The organism is Micromonospora sp. NPDC048947, from assembly GCF_040649495.1.
GTDB lineage: Bacteria > Actinomycetota > Actinomycetes > Mycobacteriales > Micromonosporaceae > Micromonospora > Micromonospora alfalfae.
In genome coordinates, this window is sequence record NZ_JBEZFO010000028.1 from 30,107 (window position 1) to 46,909 (window position 16,803).

At 68.8% G+C, this 16,803-nt stretch carries 12 protein-coding genes; 9 read left to right on the plus strand and 3 right to left on the minus strand.

The features are described 5' to 3' along the window. Positions 1-119: 119 nt before the first annotated feature. The 8 genes from AB0B98_RS30175 (at position 120) to AB0B98_RS30210 (ending at position 11,579) form a co-directional block, all read left to right on the plus strand. Positions 120-1,475 (plus strand): extracellular solute-binding protein, encoded by a 1,356-nt coding sequence (locus tag AB0B98_RS30175; RefSeq protein WP_238666866.1) that lies wholly within the window; start codon positions 120-122, stop codon positions 1,473-1,475. After that, complete coding sequence (locus AB0B98_RS30180) at positions 1,472-2,425, plus strand: sugar ABC transporter permease (protein ID WP_357366978.1); 954 nt, start codon at positions 1,472-1,474, stop codon at positions 2,423-2,425. Before AB0B98_RS30175 ends, AB0B98_RS30180 begins: the two co-directional genes overlap by 4 nt. Continuing rightward, positions 2,422-3,246 carry a carbohydrate ABC transporter permease gene (locus AB0B98_RS30185; protein WP_238666868.1) on the plus strand — a complete coding sequence of 275 codons (825 nt, stop codon included), beginning with the start codon at positions 2,422-2,424 and terminating at the stop codon, positions 3,244-3,246. The genes AB0B98_RS30180 and AB0B98_RS30185 overlap by 4 nt, the downstream gene beginning before the upstream one ends. Positions 3,247-3,249: 3 nt before the next feature. After that, positions 3,250-4,404: a serine hydrolase domain-containing protein gene (locus AB0B98_RS30190; protein ID WP_357366980.1), complete on the plus strand. Its 1,155-nt coding sequence runs from the start codon at positions 3,250-3,252 to the stop codon at positions 4,402-4,404. Between the two features lie 286 nt (positions 4,405-4,690). After that, on the plus strand, positions 4,691-7,156 hold the full coding sequence (locus AB0B98_RS30195) for a glycoside hydrolase 43 family protein (protein WP_357366982.1): 2,466 nt from the start codon (positions 4,691-4,693) through the stop codon (positions 7,154-7,156). Between the two features lie 203 nt (positions 7,157-7,359). After that, on the plus strand, positions 7,360-9,780 hold the full coding sequence (locus tag AB0B98_RS30200; RefSeq protein ID WP_357366983.1) for a family 43 glycosylhydrolase: 2,421 nt from the start codon (positions 7,360-7,362) through the stop codon (positions 9,778-9,780). 27 nt (positions 9,781-9,807) lie between these two features. Further along, positions 9,808-10,440, plus strand: a complete 633-nt coding sequence (locus AB0B98_RS30205) for a hypothetical protein (protein ID WP_357366985.1) — start codon at positions 9,808-9,810, stop codon at positions 10,438-10,440. 59 nt (positions 10,441-10,499) lie between these two features. Beyond that, positions 10,500-11,579, plus strand: coding sequence for a hypothetical protein (locus AB0B98_RS30210; RefSeq protein WP_357366987.1), 1,080 nt, complete (start codon positions 10,500-10,502; stop codon positions 11,577-11,579). A gap of 61 nt (positions 11,580-11,640) precedes the next feature. On the opposite strand, the gene AB0B98_RS30215 is transcribed toward AB0B98_RS30210, so the two are convergent. After that, on the minus strand, positions 11,641-12,954 hold the full coding sequence (locus AB0B98_RS30215) for a hypothetical protein (protein WP_357366989.1): 1,314 nt from the start codon (positions 12,952-12,954) through the stop codon (positions 11,641-11,643). A gap of 414 nt (positions 12,955-13,368) precedes the next feature. Between AB0B98_RS30215 and AB0B98_RS30220 the strand changes: the two genes are divergently transcribed. Beyond that, positions 13,369-14,922, plus strand: a complete 1,554-nt coding sequence (locus AB0B98_RS30220; RefSeq protein WP_357366990.1) for a polysaccharide lyase family 1 protein — start codon at positions 13,369-13,371, stop codon at positions 14,920-14,922. A 94-nt stretch (positions 14,923-15,016) separates the two neighbouring features. Here AB0B98_RS30220 and AB0B98_RS30225 read toward each other — a convergent pair whose 3' ends face one another. Continuing rightward, on the minus strand, positions 15,017-16,327 hold the full coding sequence (locus tag AB0B98_RS30225; RefSeq protein WP_357366992.1) for a radical SAM protein: 1,311 nt from the start codon (positions 16,325-16,327) through the stop codon (positions 15,017-15,019). Positions 16,328-16,388: 61 nt separating this feature from the next. Beyond that, positions 16,389-16,793, minus strand: coding sequence for a superoxide dismutase, Ni (sodN, locus tag AB0B98_RS30230; protein ID WP_357367033.1), 405 nt, complete (start codon positions 16,791-16,793; stop codon positions 16,389-16,391). Between the last annotated feature and the right edge of the window lie 10 nt (positions 16,794-16,803).

The window sequence follows — 16,803 nt, forward strand, 5'->3', positions numbered from 1 at the left end:
GCGCCCGGGCGACTGTCACGGCGTACGTGTCGTGGCGGCCACCCGGTCGCGGTGGTCCCGGTGGAGCCGTCGCGCGGCCATGGGTCGCGGGACGCGTGGAGATGTCAAGGAGTCATGAAATGACAGAATTGCTGACAAAGTTTCCGCGACGGAGAACTGTGCTCCTCGCGTCGTTGCTCGCGGTGGGGATGACCGCGACGGCCTGTAGCGCGCCGGGCGAGGACCGGTCGTCGACCCAGAAGTCCGATGCCGCCGTCAAGACGGAGCTGGGCACCGACCCGATCACCCTGGACATGTACGCCGAGACCGGCTTCCCGCTGGCCAAGGCGTTGGCCGACGAGTTCTCCAAGCAGCACTCGAACGTCAAGTTCAACATCCGTGAGGACCAGTTCACGGTGATCGTGGAGAACGCTCCCCGGGTGATGGCCTCGGACAACTCGCCCGACATCATCCGGCTCCCGACCATGGTCGACCTGGTCAAGGACGACCTGCTCAAGAACCTCGACCCGTACTTCACCGCGTACGGCTGGGACAAGTTCCCCGCCTCGCAGCTCATGCAGCTGCGCGTCGGCGAGAACACCCGGGGCACCGGCTCGCTGTACGGCATGGGGCTCGGCTACAGCGTCACCGGCGTCTTCTACAACAAGAAGCTGGCCAGTCAGATCGGCATGACCCAGCCGCCGACCACTGTCGCCGAGTTCGAGGAGCTGCTGGCCAAGGCGAAGACCGGCGGGGTCCAGCCGATCATGCAGTTCAACAAGAACACCGCGGGCATCAACTTCCCGCACCAGGCGCTACAGAACCAGTTCGGCGACCCGACCCAGGTCGCCGACTGGATCTTCCAGAAGCCGGGGGCCACGTTCGACACCCCGGCCGCCCTGAAGGCCACCCAGACCATCCAGAAGTGGGCCCAGGCCGGTTACTTCACCAAGGACGCCAACGCCCTGGACTACGCGGGCATGGTGGGGGAGTTCCAGAAGGGCAACGGCCTGTTCATGTTCAACGGCGACTGGGAGTCGGCCAACCTCGACAAGTCGATGCCCGGCAACGTCGGTTTCTTTCTCTTCCCCACCGAGTCTCCCGGTGGGAAGCACGTGGCGATGTCCGCCCCCAACACCTTCGGCGTCTCCGCCAAGGCCAAGAACCCGGACGCCGCCGCGTACTTCCTGAACTGGGTGCACACCAACGCCAAGGCCCGCGAGATCTCGGTGACCGTCGGCGGCTCCAGCCCCGGCGGCCCGAGTGACCTGCCGGTGCCGAGCGCTGCCCCGAACACGGTGCTGGCCGAGACCCTGAAGGCGTCGCAGCAACTCGGCGCGGAGAACGGCGCTGTGGACTTCACGGCGAACGCGACCGGCGGCATCTTCGCCGCCGCTATCACGCCGGAGATGCAGAAGCTGATCGCCGGTCAGCAGACGCCCGAGGGGTACGTGAAGGCGGTCCAGGCCGAGTATCAGAAGGAACTGTCCCGATGACGTCTGCCCTCGGCAGCGCACCAACCGGGCGTGACGATCGTCGCGCCCGCCCCACCCCCACGCGGGCCCACCGATTCCGGTGGGCCCGCGCGGCCGGGACGGGCTGGTTGTACGTCCTGCCCGCCCTGGTGATGTACGCGGTGTTCGTGCTGCGCCCGCTCGTCCTGACGCTTCAGTACTCGCTCTACGACTGGAACGGCATCGGGGTGGCCCGCTGGGTGGGCCTTGACAACTACCTCACCGTCTTCACCGACAGCGACCTGCTGAAAATCATCGGCAACGCGATAGTGCTGATCGTCTTCTTCAGCTTCATTCCCGTAGCGCTCGGGCTGTTGGTGGCGAGCATGGTTCGCCGGATCACCACCGGCGCGTTCGGCACCGTCGTCCGGACCATCCTGTTCCTGCCGCAGGTCATCCCCCTGGTGGCGGCGGGCATCGCGTGGAGCTGGCTGCTCTCGTCGAACGGTCTGGTCAACCAGGCGCTGCGCGCGGTCGGGCTGGGTGGCGTCGCTCGTGCCTGGCTCGGCGACTTCGACACGGCGCTGCCTGCCGTCGGCGTCATCGGGGCCTGGGTCCTGCTCGGTCTCTGCACGATTCTGCTGGTCACCGGCATGAGCAAGATCGATCCGGCGTTGTACGAGGCCGCCCGCCTCGACGGTGCCGGTCCGGTCCGCGAGTTCCTCGCTGTGACCCTGCCCAGCCTGCGCCAGGAGATCGGCGTCTGCCTCACCGTCACGATCATCGCGGCGCTGGCGAGCTTCGACATCGTCTACATCTCCACCAGCGGTGGCCCCGGCCTCCAGACCACAGTGCCGGGCCTGGAGATCTACCGGCTGGCCTTCTCGCAGCGGCAGGTGGGGCTAGCCTCGGCGCTCGCTGTAGTGCTCATGCTGCTCGTGCTGGCGTGTGTGCTGCCGATCCAGCGCCTGAGCCGAGGGGAGAAGCCGTGAACCTGAGCCGACGCGAACAGCTGACCGGCCGGGTCTTCCTGATCGCCCTGATCGTCGTCACCCTGCTGCCGTTCGTGAGCATGCTCTCGGCGGCGTTGCAGCCCCGGGGCACAGTGCCCAGCGGCCTGGAGTGGCCGTCGGACCCGCAGTGGGGGAACTTCGCCGACGCCTTCACCGCCGCGAACATGGGCGCCCTGCTCCGCTCCAGCCTGCTCATCGTGGCCGGTGTCGTACCGGTGTCGGTGCTCATCGCGACCATGGCCGGCTTCGGGCTCGGTCAGCTGCGGGTCCCCGGTGGCCGACTCGTCTTCGGTCTCTTCCTGCTGGGTCTGACCCTGCCGTTCGAGGCCGTGGTCACGCCGCTCTACTACCAGATGCAGGACCTCGGGCTGCTCAACACCCGCTGGGCCATCATCCTGCCGCTGATCGGGCTGTACATGCCGTTCGCGGTGTTCTGGATGCGGGCGCACTTCACCAACGTGCCTGTCGAGTTGTCCGAGGCGGCCCGGGTGGACGGCAGCAGCACGTGGCAGTTGTTCTGGCGGGTCCAGGTGCCGCTCGCCCGGCCGGCGATCGCCTCGCTGACGATTCTGATGTTCCTCTGGACGTGGAACCAGTTCCTGCTCGCCATCGTCCTCGTGGACGACGCCAGCAAACGCACGATGGCCGGGGCGCTCGGAGCGTTCCAGGGCCAGTGGGGCACCGACCTGGTGCTGCTGTGTGCCGGGTCGCTGCTGATCCTCACCCCGACCCTCATCGTGTTCCTGATCTTCCAGCGACAGTTCATCAAGGCCCTGATCCAAGGGTCAGTGAAGGGGTAGGCAGTGGTCACACAGCCGCAGATCCACGGCGACGTCGACGATCGCTTCGGGCGCGTCGCCGACGTCTTCCGCGACAACTTCACCTCCCGGGGAGAGGTCGGCGCCGCGGTCACCGTCTACGCGCGGGGCCGCAAGGTCGTCGACCTGTACGGCGGGGTGGCCGACACCCGTACCGGGCGACCGTGGGACGCGCACACGCCGGTCGTCGTCTTCTCCTGCACCAAGGGGATCCTGGCGATCTGCGCCTACCTGCTGGCCCAACAGGGCCGGCTCGACCTCGACGCTCCCGTGACGCGCTACTGGCCGGAGTTCGGACAGCGCGGCAAGGCGGACATCAGGGTGCGCTGGCTGCTCACGCACCAGGCAGGTCTGCCCGCTGTGGACCGGCCGCTGACCCTCGACGAGGTGCTGGCGTGGGATCCGGTGGTCAAGGCGATCGAGGCGCAGGCCCCGCTGTGGGAGCCGGGTACGGCGCACGGGTACCACTCGATGACCTACGGCTGGCTGGTCGGCGAGGTGATTCACCGCATCACCGGCCAACTGCCCGGCGCGTTCTTCGCCGACACCGTCGCGGACCGGCTCGGGCTGCACACCTGGCTCGGGCTGCCGGCCGCCGAGAGCGACACCGTCGCCTGGGGCCTGGCACCGCCCCCGGACGCTGACCCGTTCGTGGACCCGGTCGCCGAACGCGGCATCACCATGGGAGGCGCCTTCGCCTTTCCCGCCGACGCCGACGGCCTGGTCAGCTTCAACGACGACGCCATCCGGGCCGCCGGTGTTCCCGGCGCGGGCGCGGTGAGCACCGCGGAGGGCCTCGCGCGCCTCTACGCCGCCTGTGTGTCGGACCTTGCGGGTGGGCCACTGCTCACGGCGGCGTCGGTGGACGACGCGGTGGTCGTCCGCTCAAGTGGCCAGCAGCGACACGGCCCGCCGGACTCGGGGCAGCGTTGGGGGACCGGCTTCCTGCTGCACTCGCCACCGGCACGGCCGTTGCTGGGGGAGCGCAGCTTCGGCCACGACGGCGCGGGCGGGAATCTGGCCTTCGCCGACGCCGAGCATCAGGTGGGGTTCGGCTACGTGGTCAACCAGATGCGGGGGATGGGCGACGAGCGCGCCAACCGCCTCACCGCCGCCGTCCGCTCCTGCCTCGAAGCCTGACCTCCGGCGCCCCCGCGCCACCTCGGTTGATCATGAAGTTGTTGCCCTGACACGCCGTGCAAGGTGGCAACAACTTCATGATCACCGAGGCTGGGGGTGGTGCGGGACCACCGTCCATTGTGGAGGGCTGGCGGTGTTACGGGGATAGTTCGGGCACGTTTCATTGATAGTCTTGACAGGCGTTGTTAGCGATAACACGATGGCCTTCACGCCGCTCTCGCGTTTGGAGCTCGTCTTGGTCGTGTCGGTCCGCTCGCGTGTCCTGAACATCGCCCGCGAATCCGCTGTGAACAGCCTGAACGCCGCCACCAACCACGCCAGCACCACGTTGACCCGACTGGCGTCCACAGTGCTCGCCGATCGTCTCCGTCCACTGTGCGCGCTCGCATCAACGGCCGTTCTCGTCGGTGCGATCCTGGTGGCCACCCCCGCCGCCGCGCACGCTGCCGACGGATGGTCGCCCCGATCGTCGTACACCTCGACCGACACCGGCGACGGCACCTACTCGGTGCCGCTGCTCAACGCCGACGTGCCGGACATCAGCGTCGAACGGGTGCCGGCCGCCGAGAACGACGAGGGTCGCGACATCTACTACATGATCAGTACGACCATGCACCTGAGCCCTGGCGCGCCGATCATGAAGTCGTACGACCTCGTCAACTGGGAGATCGTCAACTACGTCTTCGACCGGGCCAGCATCGGCGACTCCTTCTCACTGCGCAACGGCCAGAACTCGTACGGCCAGGGCCAGTGGGCGTCGTCGCTGCGCTACCACGACGGCACGTTCTACGCGGTCTTCAACACCAACAACCTCAGCGGGGCGTACCTCTACCGCACCGACGACATCGAGAACGGCCCGTGGCAGCGCACCGCCCTCGGCCGCGGCCTGCACGACCCGTCGCTCTTCTTCGACGTCGACGGCACGCCGTACATCTTCTACGGCTCCGGCGGCACCAGCGCCGTACGCCTCAACGCCGGCCTGACCGCCATCGCGCAGGACTACCCGAACATCTTCACCGCCGGCAACTACGCCGGGCAGCCGTTCATCGGCGGTCTGTTCGAGGGCGCGCAGGTCTACCACATCGACGGCTGGTACTACGCCGTCATCATCACCTGGCCGTCCGGGCAGGGCCGCCAGGTGGTGATGTTCCGGTCGAAGGACCTGCTCGGGCGCTACACCTCGGCCGGTGGGGTGAACACCTACGAGGCGCGCGGAGTGCTCAACTCCAACGGCTTCGCCCAGGGCAGCCTGGTGCCGATCAGCCGTGCGGGCGGCGGGACCGACTGGCACGGCATGTTCTTCCGGGACACGTTCCCGATCGGTCGGATCCCGGCACTCATCCCCGCCACCTGGCAGAACGGGTGGCCGACCTTCGGCACCAACGGCGTCGTACCTGTGAACGGCCTGTTCGACAAGCCGATCCGGCTCAGCCCGGCCGAGGAGCTGTTCGAGCGGCAGAAGAGCATCGTCGCCTCGGACGACTTCGCCAACGACGCGCCGCACAAGGCGTACCAGGACGAGCAGTGGACGGTCCCCGCGCCGCTCGACCCGGCGGAGATCGCCCCCAATGGGTCGCGGCTGGACCTGGCGTGGGAGTGGAACCATGCCCCGGACAACCGGTACTGGTCACTCACCGACCGCGACGGCTGGCTGCGGTTGACGGCCGGCTCTGTGGTCACCGGCCAGTACGTCTACACGAAGCTGTCCAACCGGGCCGAGCTGGCGTGGTTCGAGGAGGCACGCAACACGCTCTCGCAGCGGACGTTCGGGCCACGACAGTCGGTCCAGACCCGGATGGACATCTCCGGGATGAAGAACGGCGACGTCGCGGGCCTGGCGGCCTACAACCGCGGATTCTCGTACGTGGCGGTCAAGCGGGTCGGTGACGTCAACACCCTCGGCGTCGTGAACCGGTCGCAGCCGTTCGCGGTCGACCTCGACCAGTCGACGCTGGAGAACTTCCTCGCCGGCACGACAGTGTCGCTGGGCGACGCGACCGAGGTGCACCTGAAGGCGGACCTCGACTTCTCCTCGCCGGTCGGGCAACTGTGGACGACGTTCTACTACAGCCTGGACGGAATCCAGTGGACCCGGCTCGGCAACCGGGTGGGCCCGCAGGCGCTCGACGGCAGCCTCGCCCACTTCATGGGTCACCGGGTGGGCCTGTTCAACTACGCGACCCAGGAAACCGGCGGCCATGTCGACTTCGACGACTACCTGCTCAGCGATGTGCTGACCGCGCAGGCCCGGCCACTGGACACCACAGCCCTCGACGCGGCCGTCGCCCACGCGCAGACGCTCGACCCGCGCCACTACCCGGCCGACGCCTGGGCCGCGACGCAGTCCGCGCTCGCGGCGGCGACGGCGGCACGGGGCGGCCAGTTCGGCACCCAGAACCAGATCGACGCACCGGAGCGGGCACTCAGCTACCAACTGGCCCGACTCGGAGTGCTGGCGGCGCTGCCGGTGACGGCCACCGCCGAGGCGCGTTGCCTGAGTGGCAGGACCTACCTGGCGGTGCAGGCGCGCAACGACGCGGACGAGCCGGTCGACATCACCGTCGAGACCCCGTACGGAAACCGGTCGTTCGCCGCCGTCGGGCCGGGGGCGACCGTCTACCAGTCGTTCAACACCCGCGCGTCGTCGGTGCCGGCCGGCTCGGCGACGGTCCGGGCCACCGGGGCGGTCGCCGGCCGGGACGTGACCACCGTCCACGCCGCCCAGCACGCCGCCAACGCCTGCGGCGGATAACCCCACCACGAGCCCTCGGCTCACCGACCAGCACCACCGGCGACGGCCGCGCGGCGCGGAACAGCGGACCTGTCCCGCGCCGCCGGCCACTGTCGGACCGGTGGCGGCCGTCGACCCCCTGATGTCCGGACCACCCACGGAAGCGCACCCACCGATCCCCCGTACACCGATGACCGCACGTCAGAGATGAAGGAGGATGTCTCGTGGAACAACGAATGCGACGGGCGACCCGAGGACGGGTCGCAGCGCTCGCGACGGTCGGCCTGATGCTGACCACGGGGTTCGTCGCCCCGGCGGCGCCGGTCCAGGCCGCCGACACGAACCTCGTCGTCAACGGCGGGTTCGAGGACGGCCTGACCAACTGGTTCGTCAACAACGGAAACGCCGCCGACGGCGCCCAGTTGTCGGCCACGTCGGACGCCTACTCCGGCGCGAACGCGGCGCTCGTCACCAGCCGGACGACCACCGGGTCCGGCCCGATGCAGGACCTCAGCGGCAAGGTGCAGGCCGGCCAGGCATACACCCTCACGGCCCGCATCAAGTACGAGAACGAGAGCGGACCGGCGACGAAGCAGTTCTTCGCCACCATGCACTACGGCGGGGGCACCTACACCAACCTCGTCAGCGTGACGGCGACGAAGGGCCAGTGGGCGCAGTTCAACGGAACGTTCACGATCCCGACGACGCAGAGCGTGTCGACGGCGCGCCTGTTCTTCGAGACCCCCTGGACGAGCACGCCGTCCACCGACCCGGCAGTGCACCTGATGGACTTCAAGCTCGACGACGTGTCGGTGGTCGGCGCCGCGCCGCCCGCGCCCGCGTCGAAGACCATCGAGGTGGTCGGCAAACTGCCCGGGGAGCACAACCCGTTGATCGGGCACAAGTTCGGGGCTGACGGTTTCGGCCTCGTGCACGACGGCCGGGTCTACATGTACATGACCAACGACACCCAGGGCTACGCCCCGAACCCGACCACTGGCGTCTCGCCGGGGATCAACTACGGCGACATCAACCAGATCACGGTGATCTCTTCGGAGGACCTCGTGAACTGGACGGACCACGGTGAGATCCAGGTCGCCGGCCCGAACGGGGTGGCCCCGTTCACCGCCAACTCGTGGGCTCCGGGCATCACCAAGAAGGTGGTGAACGGGGTGGAGAAGTTCTTCCTCTACTACGCCAACGGCGGTGGCTCCAGCAACGTGATCACGGGTGCGTCGCCGCTCGGCCCGTGGACCAGCGAGCGCACCAGCACGCTGATCGACGGTCGTACCCCCGGCGCCGAGGCCGTCGCGTGGAAGTTCGACCCGGCCCCGTTCGTCGACGACGACGGCCAGCCGTACCTGTACTTCGGTGGTGGTCCCGCGTCGACGAGCATGCCGCCGGCCGAGCGCTTCAACAACCCGAAGAACATCCGGTCGATCGAGCTCGGCGACGACATGGTCTCCACCGAGGGAACGGCCGCTGTGGTCGACGCCCCGGTCGCCTTCGAGGCGGGCCACGTCTTCAAGCGCCAGGGCAAGTACTACTTCTCGTACTCCTCGCACTTCGGCGGGAACGACTTCGGTGGCGGCCAGCAGCCGCTCCCCGGTTACCCGGGGGGTGGCCAGATCGGCTACATGATCTCCGACGGGCCGATGTCGTGGCCGAAGGAGACCTACGCCGGTGTGCTCTTCCCCAACCAGTCGCAGTTCTTCGGGGCCGGCACCGGTGGTAACAACCACCAGTCGGTGTTCGAGTTCGGGGGCAAGTACTACTTCACGTACCACGCCCCGACGCTGAACAAGCGCATCAACGGCAACACCACCCAGGGGTACCGCAGCCCGCACATCCAGGAACTGACCTTCAACCCGGACGGCACCATCCAGCAGGTCGTCGGCACCTACGCCGGCGTGGAACAGGTCCGCGACTTCGACCCGTACCGCGTCTTCGAAGCCGAGACCTTCGGCTGGAGCAAGGGCGTCGCGACGACGAAGGTCGAGGGCAGCTCCGCCCAGTTCGGCGGCGCGGCACCCAACCTCGTGGTCCGTGACATCGACAACGGGGACTGGACGGCGCTGTCCTCGGTGAACTTCGGAGACAGCGGCGCGCAGCGCCTGACGGCGCGGGTGCGTGCGCTCGCCGCCGGCGGGCAGATCCAGGTCCGGCTGGACGACGTCGACGGTCCCGTCGTCGGCACTGCCACTGTGGACAGCCCGGTCGGCCAGTGGGCCGAGGTGACCGCCGAGCTCGACGGTGTCAGCGGCGTGCACGACGTCTACTTCACCTACACCGGCCCGACCGGCGTCGACCTCTTCGAGATCGACAACTGGGCCTTCGCGGCGGCCAGCCTCGACCTGCCCGTCACGCTCACCGCCTCCACGCGGTGCGTGGGCGGCAAGGCGTACGTGACGGTGCAGGCGCGCAACGACCACGACGCGCCGGTGGGCATCACCCTCGAGACGCCGTACGGCGAGCGGTCGTTCACCGCCGTCGCGCCGGGCGCGAACGCGTACCAGTCCTTCAACAGCCGTGCCGTGTCGGTGCCGGCGGGTTCGGCGACCGCCCGGGTGACCGGGGCGATCGGCGGACACGACGTGACGACAGTCCGCACTGTGCAACACCCCGCCGGCACCTGCGGCGGATAACCCCTCATGGCGGAGAACGGAGATCACATGAACACATACAAACGGCGGCAGACACTCGCGGCCGGCGTCGTCGGCGCGGTGCTGACCGGGGCGGCGGTGCTGCCGTCGCCCGCGCTGGCCGAGCCCGGTGACGACGCCAGAGTGCGGGTCACCGTCGACATCGACGAGATCAGGGAACCGGGCGTGCTGGCCCTGTCGATCGCCGGTGACGCCGTCGCGCTGTCCGAGGACGGCTCGACCCTGCTGGTTCGCCAGTTCGTCGGCACGCTGCCGACGGTGACTGTCACCGACACCCGTGTCGCCGACGAGGTGCCCGCCGGCGCCAACTGGGCGGTGCTCGGCAGCGCTACCGACTTCGCGGGCGCCACCGGCCAGGCGCCGATCACCGCCGACCACTTCGGCTGGAAGCCGCGCCTGCTCGACGGCGGGGAGACCGGCCTGGTCACCGAGGGCGAGGAGGTGGTGACCAGCCTGGACGAGGCGACCCAGCCGGGCAACAATGTCGGCCTCGTCGACCAGGAGCTGCTGGTCTCGGCCTTCGACTCCGAGGCCGTCGCCAGCGACTCGTACTCGGTGAACGCCGACCTGTACCTGCGGACCCCCGCGGAGGTCGCCGCCGGCGCGTACAGCTCCACGCTCACGCTCTCACTGTTCGAGTAGTGGCCTGGGCGGGGGCCCGGATCGGGCCCCCGCCCAGCCCCGTGCCGAAGGGCCGTTTCATGACCGTCACCCCGCTGCGCCGCGCGCTCGTCGTCCTCGCCGTCGCGTCCCTCGCGGTTGCGGCCGCGCCGAGCGCGGCGGCGGCGGAACCGGACCCGAAGGCCCTGACCTGGACGGTCCAACCGGCCACCGCGAGCGGGCCGGACCAACGCCGATGGATCAACGCGAGCCTCGACCCGGGGCAGGCGGTGACCGAACACCTGGCGGTACGGAACTTCAGCCGCACCGCCGTCGCCTTCTCCCTGAAGGCGGCCGACGGCTACCTCACCGACAAGGGCCGTTTCAACATGCTGTCGTCCGACCGCCCCTCCGTCGATGGCGGCACCTGGATCGACGTGCAGGAGAAGGTCACCGTCGGCCCCAACGAGACACGGGTGGTGCCGTTCACGATCACGGTGCCCCGGGGCGCCACACCGGGCGACCATCCGGCCGGCATCGCCGCTACCGTCACCAGCACCGGCGGCACTGTCAACGTCGAGAGCCGCGTCGGCTTCCGGGTGATGCTTCGGGTGAACGGCTCCGCGCAGGCCGCCCTGGCCGTCCGGGGCCTCGGGGCGACGTACTCCCCGTCGTGGAACCCCTTCGCCGGTGGCACGGTGCGGGTCCGCTACACAGTCGAGAACGACGGCAACGTCTGGGTCAGCGGAACGAGTCGGGTGGCGATGTCCGACCTCCTGGGCCGGAGCAGCCACGACGCCACCAGCGCCGTCGAGGAGTTGCTGCCCGGCGGCGTCCGGACGGTGCAGACCCGGGCCGACGGCGTCTGGGCCCTGGGGCGCCTCCGCACCACAGTCAGCACCTCGCCGACGCTTCTCGGCGACGGCCAGGCCGGGGCCGACCTCCGACCGGCCTCGGCCACCGTCACCACCTGGGTCGTACCGTGGGCGCAGCTCGCACTGTTGGGTCTGCTCGCCGGCCTGCTCCTCGGGCTGCGGGCGGCGTCCCGGCACCGGCGGCGTCGGCTGGCCGGGCTGCTGGCCCGCGCGAGGCAGGAGGGCCGGCAGGAGGGTCAGGAGTCAGTGCTCGTCGGGGGCGCGCCCGCTGCTGCCGAGCCCGACGCGGGCGACACCCGCCGGTGACCCATCGGCGCGAGGACATCGCGCTGCCGGGTCGCGGCGAGGCGTCGCCCGGTCCGCGGCCTCAGGACCTGGACTGGCCCAGCAGCCAACGCAGGATGCCGGCGTCCTCGTAGGTCGGCCCGAACGCCGCGTGGTAGTCCGGCAACGAGAAGGCAGCGTCGGCGTACTCGGTGTAGCGCACCAGGTCCGCTGCCTGCTCCGGCGTCTTGCCCCGGGCGGCGTACGCCTGCCGCAGCACCGACGTGGAGTTACGCGCGCCGGAGACGTTGAGCAGGTGGTCGTGCTCGCCGTGCGTGATCCACACCGGCACCTCGGCCGCCGCGATGGCGGTCGCCTGGGTGGCGTTGACCGGGAAACCACCGGTCACCAACCCGCCGGCGAACAGGTCGGGACGCTTGGCGAACGCCTCCCAGAGCAGCTGGGAGCCGTACGAGACGGTTGTCGCGTACACCCGACGGGTGTCCACCGCGAACTGGCCGACGAACTGGTCGAGCAGCTTGACCAGCAGGTCCGCCTCGGCGACCCCACCGACCCGCTGGTGCTGGGGTGCCAGGACGATGACGTCCTCGGCGGTGCCGGTCCACTGCGGCTGGAGCCACGCTGTAGCCGGGATGTCGGCGGCGAGTTGGACGCCGAGGTTGTCACCGTCCCAGCCCATGCCGTGGCCGGGTAGGACGACCATCAGTGGGTATTTGCGGCCCGGCTGGTAGTTCTTCGGCAGGTGGTAGTGGTACGGCAGCACCATTCCGCCACTCAGGAACGAGCCGTAGGTGAACTCGTCGACCAGTTGGTTGATCGGCTTCTCGGTGACCGGACGCGATTCGCGCGGGGTGGCCCGGGCGAGCACCGGCCCCTTGCCGGCCCCACGGCCGGGCTGGCCGTGCACGTCCTTGCGCTGTACGACCCGGGTCGGCAGCTCCGGATTGACCTTCACCGTACAGAGGAACGTCGGGCACTTGGAGACGATGACCGTCGAGCCGCCGGTGTCGGCGGGGTCGAGTTCGACGATGACGTACCGGCCTGGCGCCGATCGGTGGTCGGCACGCGTGCCTGGTGTCCCGTTGGTGTAGGTGTGGGTGACGGTCCGGTCGGCGAGCTTCGGCAGGTCCTCGATGGGGTTGAAGCGGAAGTTGTAGATGGTGTCGGTCACCGAGAACGTGGCGGTGTCGAGGGTGCGGGGGTTGACGGTGGCCCCGTACTCGATCGCCACCGCCGAGACCTTCTGGCCGTAGGTGTAGACGGTGGTGATCGGGGTGATGCTGCGGATTCCGTCGGTGGCGCCCCTGCTGTCGCTCGGGCTGCCGTACGCGGTGCCGGAGGCGCCGGCCAGGACGAGGGTGGCGGCGAGCGGGATCAGTGACTTTCGCAGTCTCATGCGGGTCCTTTCTCGGGGGTGGAGCCCTCAGCCAGCGATCCGCCCGGGGACCGGGAGTGGGACGGGTCGGAGTCAGCCGGTCGCTAAACTGATTTAGCAGAGCATCGGTGGCGGGCTCGGCGGTGTCAATACCGAGCGCTGCAACAAACCTGCAAGCGTCAGCTATTGCGTTCAGGGAAACCGCTTTCCTACGATTGCGTTACATCGATGTTTCATATGACGGTCGGGCGAGCGATGTCACCGGGCGCACTCCGCTCACACGACCCAACCCTGCTTCTACCAGGGCGCGAGCGACCTTGATGAAGACTCCGCGATTGACTGCCGCCAATTTCTGAATGCCGTCCGTGGGCGGGTGTGGTCGCGATGTCCGTCGATTCGAAGCCGGTAACGAGACGAATGCGAAGGTGAGACGACATGAGACGACCAGTTGTGCTGCGACGCCAGGCAGTGCTGGCCGTGGCGGCCGTGGTGATCGCGGTCGGGGTGGTGGCCCTGCCGACCCCGCAGGCCTCGGCGGCCGTCGGCAGCGCCACCGGCTACGCCACCCAGAACGGCGGGACCACCGGAGGCGCGGGCGGGCAGACGGTACGGGCCACCACCGGCACGGCGATCCACGCGGCTCTCTGCGGTCGGAGCAGCAGCAGCACCCCGATCACCATCGAGGTCAGCGGGACCATCAACCACGGCAACACCAGCAAGGTGTCGGGGTCGAGCTGCAACACGGCGGCGGGCGTGATCGAGCTCAAGCAGATCAGCAACGTCACCATCATCGGGGTCGGCAGCGCCGTCTTCGACCAGCTCGGCATCCACATCCGCGACTCCAGCAACATCATCATCCAGAACGTGACGGTGCGGAACGTCAAGAAGTCGGGCTCGCCCACCTCCAACGGTGGGGACGCCATCGGCATGGAGAGCACTGTCCGCAACGTCTGGGTCGATCACGTCACCCTGGAGGCCTCGGGTGGCGAGTCCGAGGGGTACGACGGCCTCTTCGACATGAAGGACAACACCCAGTACGTGACGCTGTCCTACAGCATCCTGCGCAACTCCGGTCGCGGCGGCCTCGTCGGGTCCAGTGAGAGCGACCTGTCGAACGGCTTCATCACGTACCACCACAACCTCTACGAGAACATCGACTCCCGTACGCCGCTGCTGCGCGGCGGGGTCGCCCACATCTACAACAACCACTACGTGAGCCTGCACGAGTCCGGGATCAACTCCCGGGCGGGGGCCAGGGCCAAGGTGGAGAACAACTACTTCCGCGACTCCAAGGACGTGCTGGGCACCTTCTACACGAACGAGCGCGGTTACTGGCAGGTCGCCGGCAACGTCTTCGACAACGTGACCTGGTCCAGCGCCGGCAGCGAGAACTACCCCGCCGGCCCCAACCCGACCTCCAACACCACCGTCAGCATCCCGTACTCGTACCGCCTCGACGGGGCGAGCTGTGTGCCGGACGTCGTCCGCCAGACGGTCGGCGCCAACACGGGCCTGAAGGTGTCAGACGGCAGTTGCTCGCCGCAGACCCCGCCGCCCACCACACCGCCGCCGACCACGCCTCCGCCCACGACCCCGCCGCCCACCACGCCTCCGCCCACCGGCGGGACCAACCTGAGCCTCGGCGCGGGCGCCGACGGCTCCAGCAAGGCCAGCGGGACCAGCTACGGCAACGTGCGCGACGGCGATCTGAGCACCTACTGGTCGCCGGCCGGGTCGACCGGCACGATCTCGATCAAGTGGGGCTCCGCGACCCGGGTGTCCCGGGTGGTGATCCGCGAGCCGTCCGGCACCCAGGGCTCCATCGGGTCCTGGCAACTGATCAACAACGACAACGGCGCCGTCCTGGCCTCCGGCAGCGGAGCCGGTTCGATCACCTTCTCGGCCACCGCGATGAGCAAAATCAACTTCAGGATCAACAGCTCCAGCGGTACGCCACGGGTCGGTGAGTTCGAGACGTACGCCAGCTAGACGAGTGAGTCACAACCCCGCCGGTGAGCGGTATGCCTCAGAGGTATACCGCTCACCGGCGGATCGAACCGGGCGGGCCAGCCGAGCCCGTCCGTCACGAATCAGTGGACGGCAGGGTGTCCATGAAGGAGCTGACCGAGAAGACCGCCCGTCCGGGCCCGGCCGGGCCGTACCCGGGCGGGCTGGACAGGCCGTGGGCGTCCATCGTCGCCCGGTACGCCTCCAGCAGGCGGACGTGGTATTCGAGCGGCGCGCCCTGCGGGTTCGTCCGGCCCAGCGGTGTGGTGGGCTCCGGGCACCAGGTGGTGAACCGGGGCGTGATCCCCCGGGACATGAAGTAGTCAAGCCCTTCGGTGGTGGACGCGATCGCCTCGTCGACGTTGGTGAAGCCGTGCGGGGCGGCCATCTCCACGCCCGCCACGAAGTTCGGGATCACGTTGCGCGGGGCGAACACTTCGGCGGAGTCGAGGATGCGCCGGTGCCACTCCTCCCGACCGACGTATCGCTCCTTGCCTGGGCAGTACAACTCGAACAGCCGCTTGTCCCACACCTCGTAGTTGGGGTGGTAGATGCGGATTCCGTAGTCGTGGAACCGCTGCACATCGGCTCGGGGCAGCGCCTGGGCCACCACCTTGCCGATCCACCGTCCCGGAAACCGCTCCTCGATCGCCTGCGCGTACCGGCCGTAGAAATCGGCCTCGGCCAGCCCGTTGACCTGCGAGGTGATGCTGCCACCGGTCAGCGTGTACGCCTGCGACGCGCGATCGACGTCGTGCCGGTCGATGATCTCCAGGGCCTCAAGGACCTCGTCGACGGGCTTGACCCCGGTGTAGGGCCGGCCGGCCTGCTTGTGCTGGCGCCAGTTGTGGTTGATGTCGCAGTACTGGCACTCCTCCTTGGCGCCGAAGTACTGGCAGACCCGGAACGCGGTCAGGTAGATCAGGTAGCCCCACTGGATCGTCGGGGCTACCTCCATCACCGACTTGCCGTTGGCGAGGGTGTGGCGGTAGTACGCCGGCATGGGGGGCAACCCGACATCGGCGATCGGCCGTCCGTCCAGGAACAGGCGCAGTCGACCGTCGCTGTCGGTGCCGACGCGGTACGGCGAGCTGGGGTTGGTGCGGACCGACACGACGGTACGACGCAGGTCGTACGGGCCGCCGGTGAGCACGATCTCCTCCGGTGGCCGGCGCAGCGCCGCCGTCCCCAACTCCGGGAGCGTCCGGTGGTCGAAGGAGAAGATGAAGTACGACTTCGGCTTGACGTCGCCGTGCTCGTTGTCGGTCAGTGCCGCGTCGTCGAAGGCGAGCCCGCCCCGCAGCAGGTCCTCCTTGAGGACCGCCTCCCGTGGCACGTGTGGGAAACGGCCCATCAACTCTTCGACGAGGTCGGTGCGCGACGTCATGCGGTTCCTCCCGAACGCGGTACGCCGAACCCTGTGGCAGGTGCCACAGGGTGCCGGTTGATCAGTTCTGCTTGGTCTCCCAGAAGATCTTCGAGATCTCCTCGATCTTCCCGAGGAGCTGCTCGGCGACCGCCGGGTCCGCGGCGCCCTTCGCGCCGCCGGCACCCGCCAGCTTCGTCGCCTCGTTGAAGAGGCTGTGCAGCTGGGGGTACTTCTCGAAGTGCGGCTGCTTGAAGTAGTCGGTCCACAACACCCAGAGGTGGTGCTTCACCAGCTCGGCTCGCTGCTCCTTGATGAGCAACGCGCGGGTGCGAAACTCCGGGTCGTCGCTGGCCTGGTACTTCTCGGAGATCGCCTTGATCGACTCGGCCTCGATGCGGGCCTGCGCCGGGTCGTAGACGCCGCAGGGGAGGTCGCAGTGCGCGCTCGCGACGGTACGCGGGCGGAGAAGGCGGGACAGGAACATCGGAATCCCT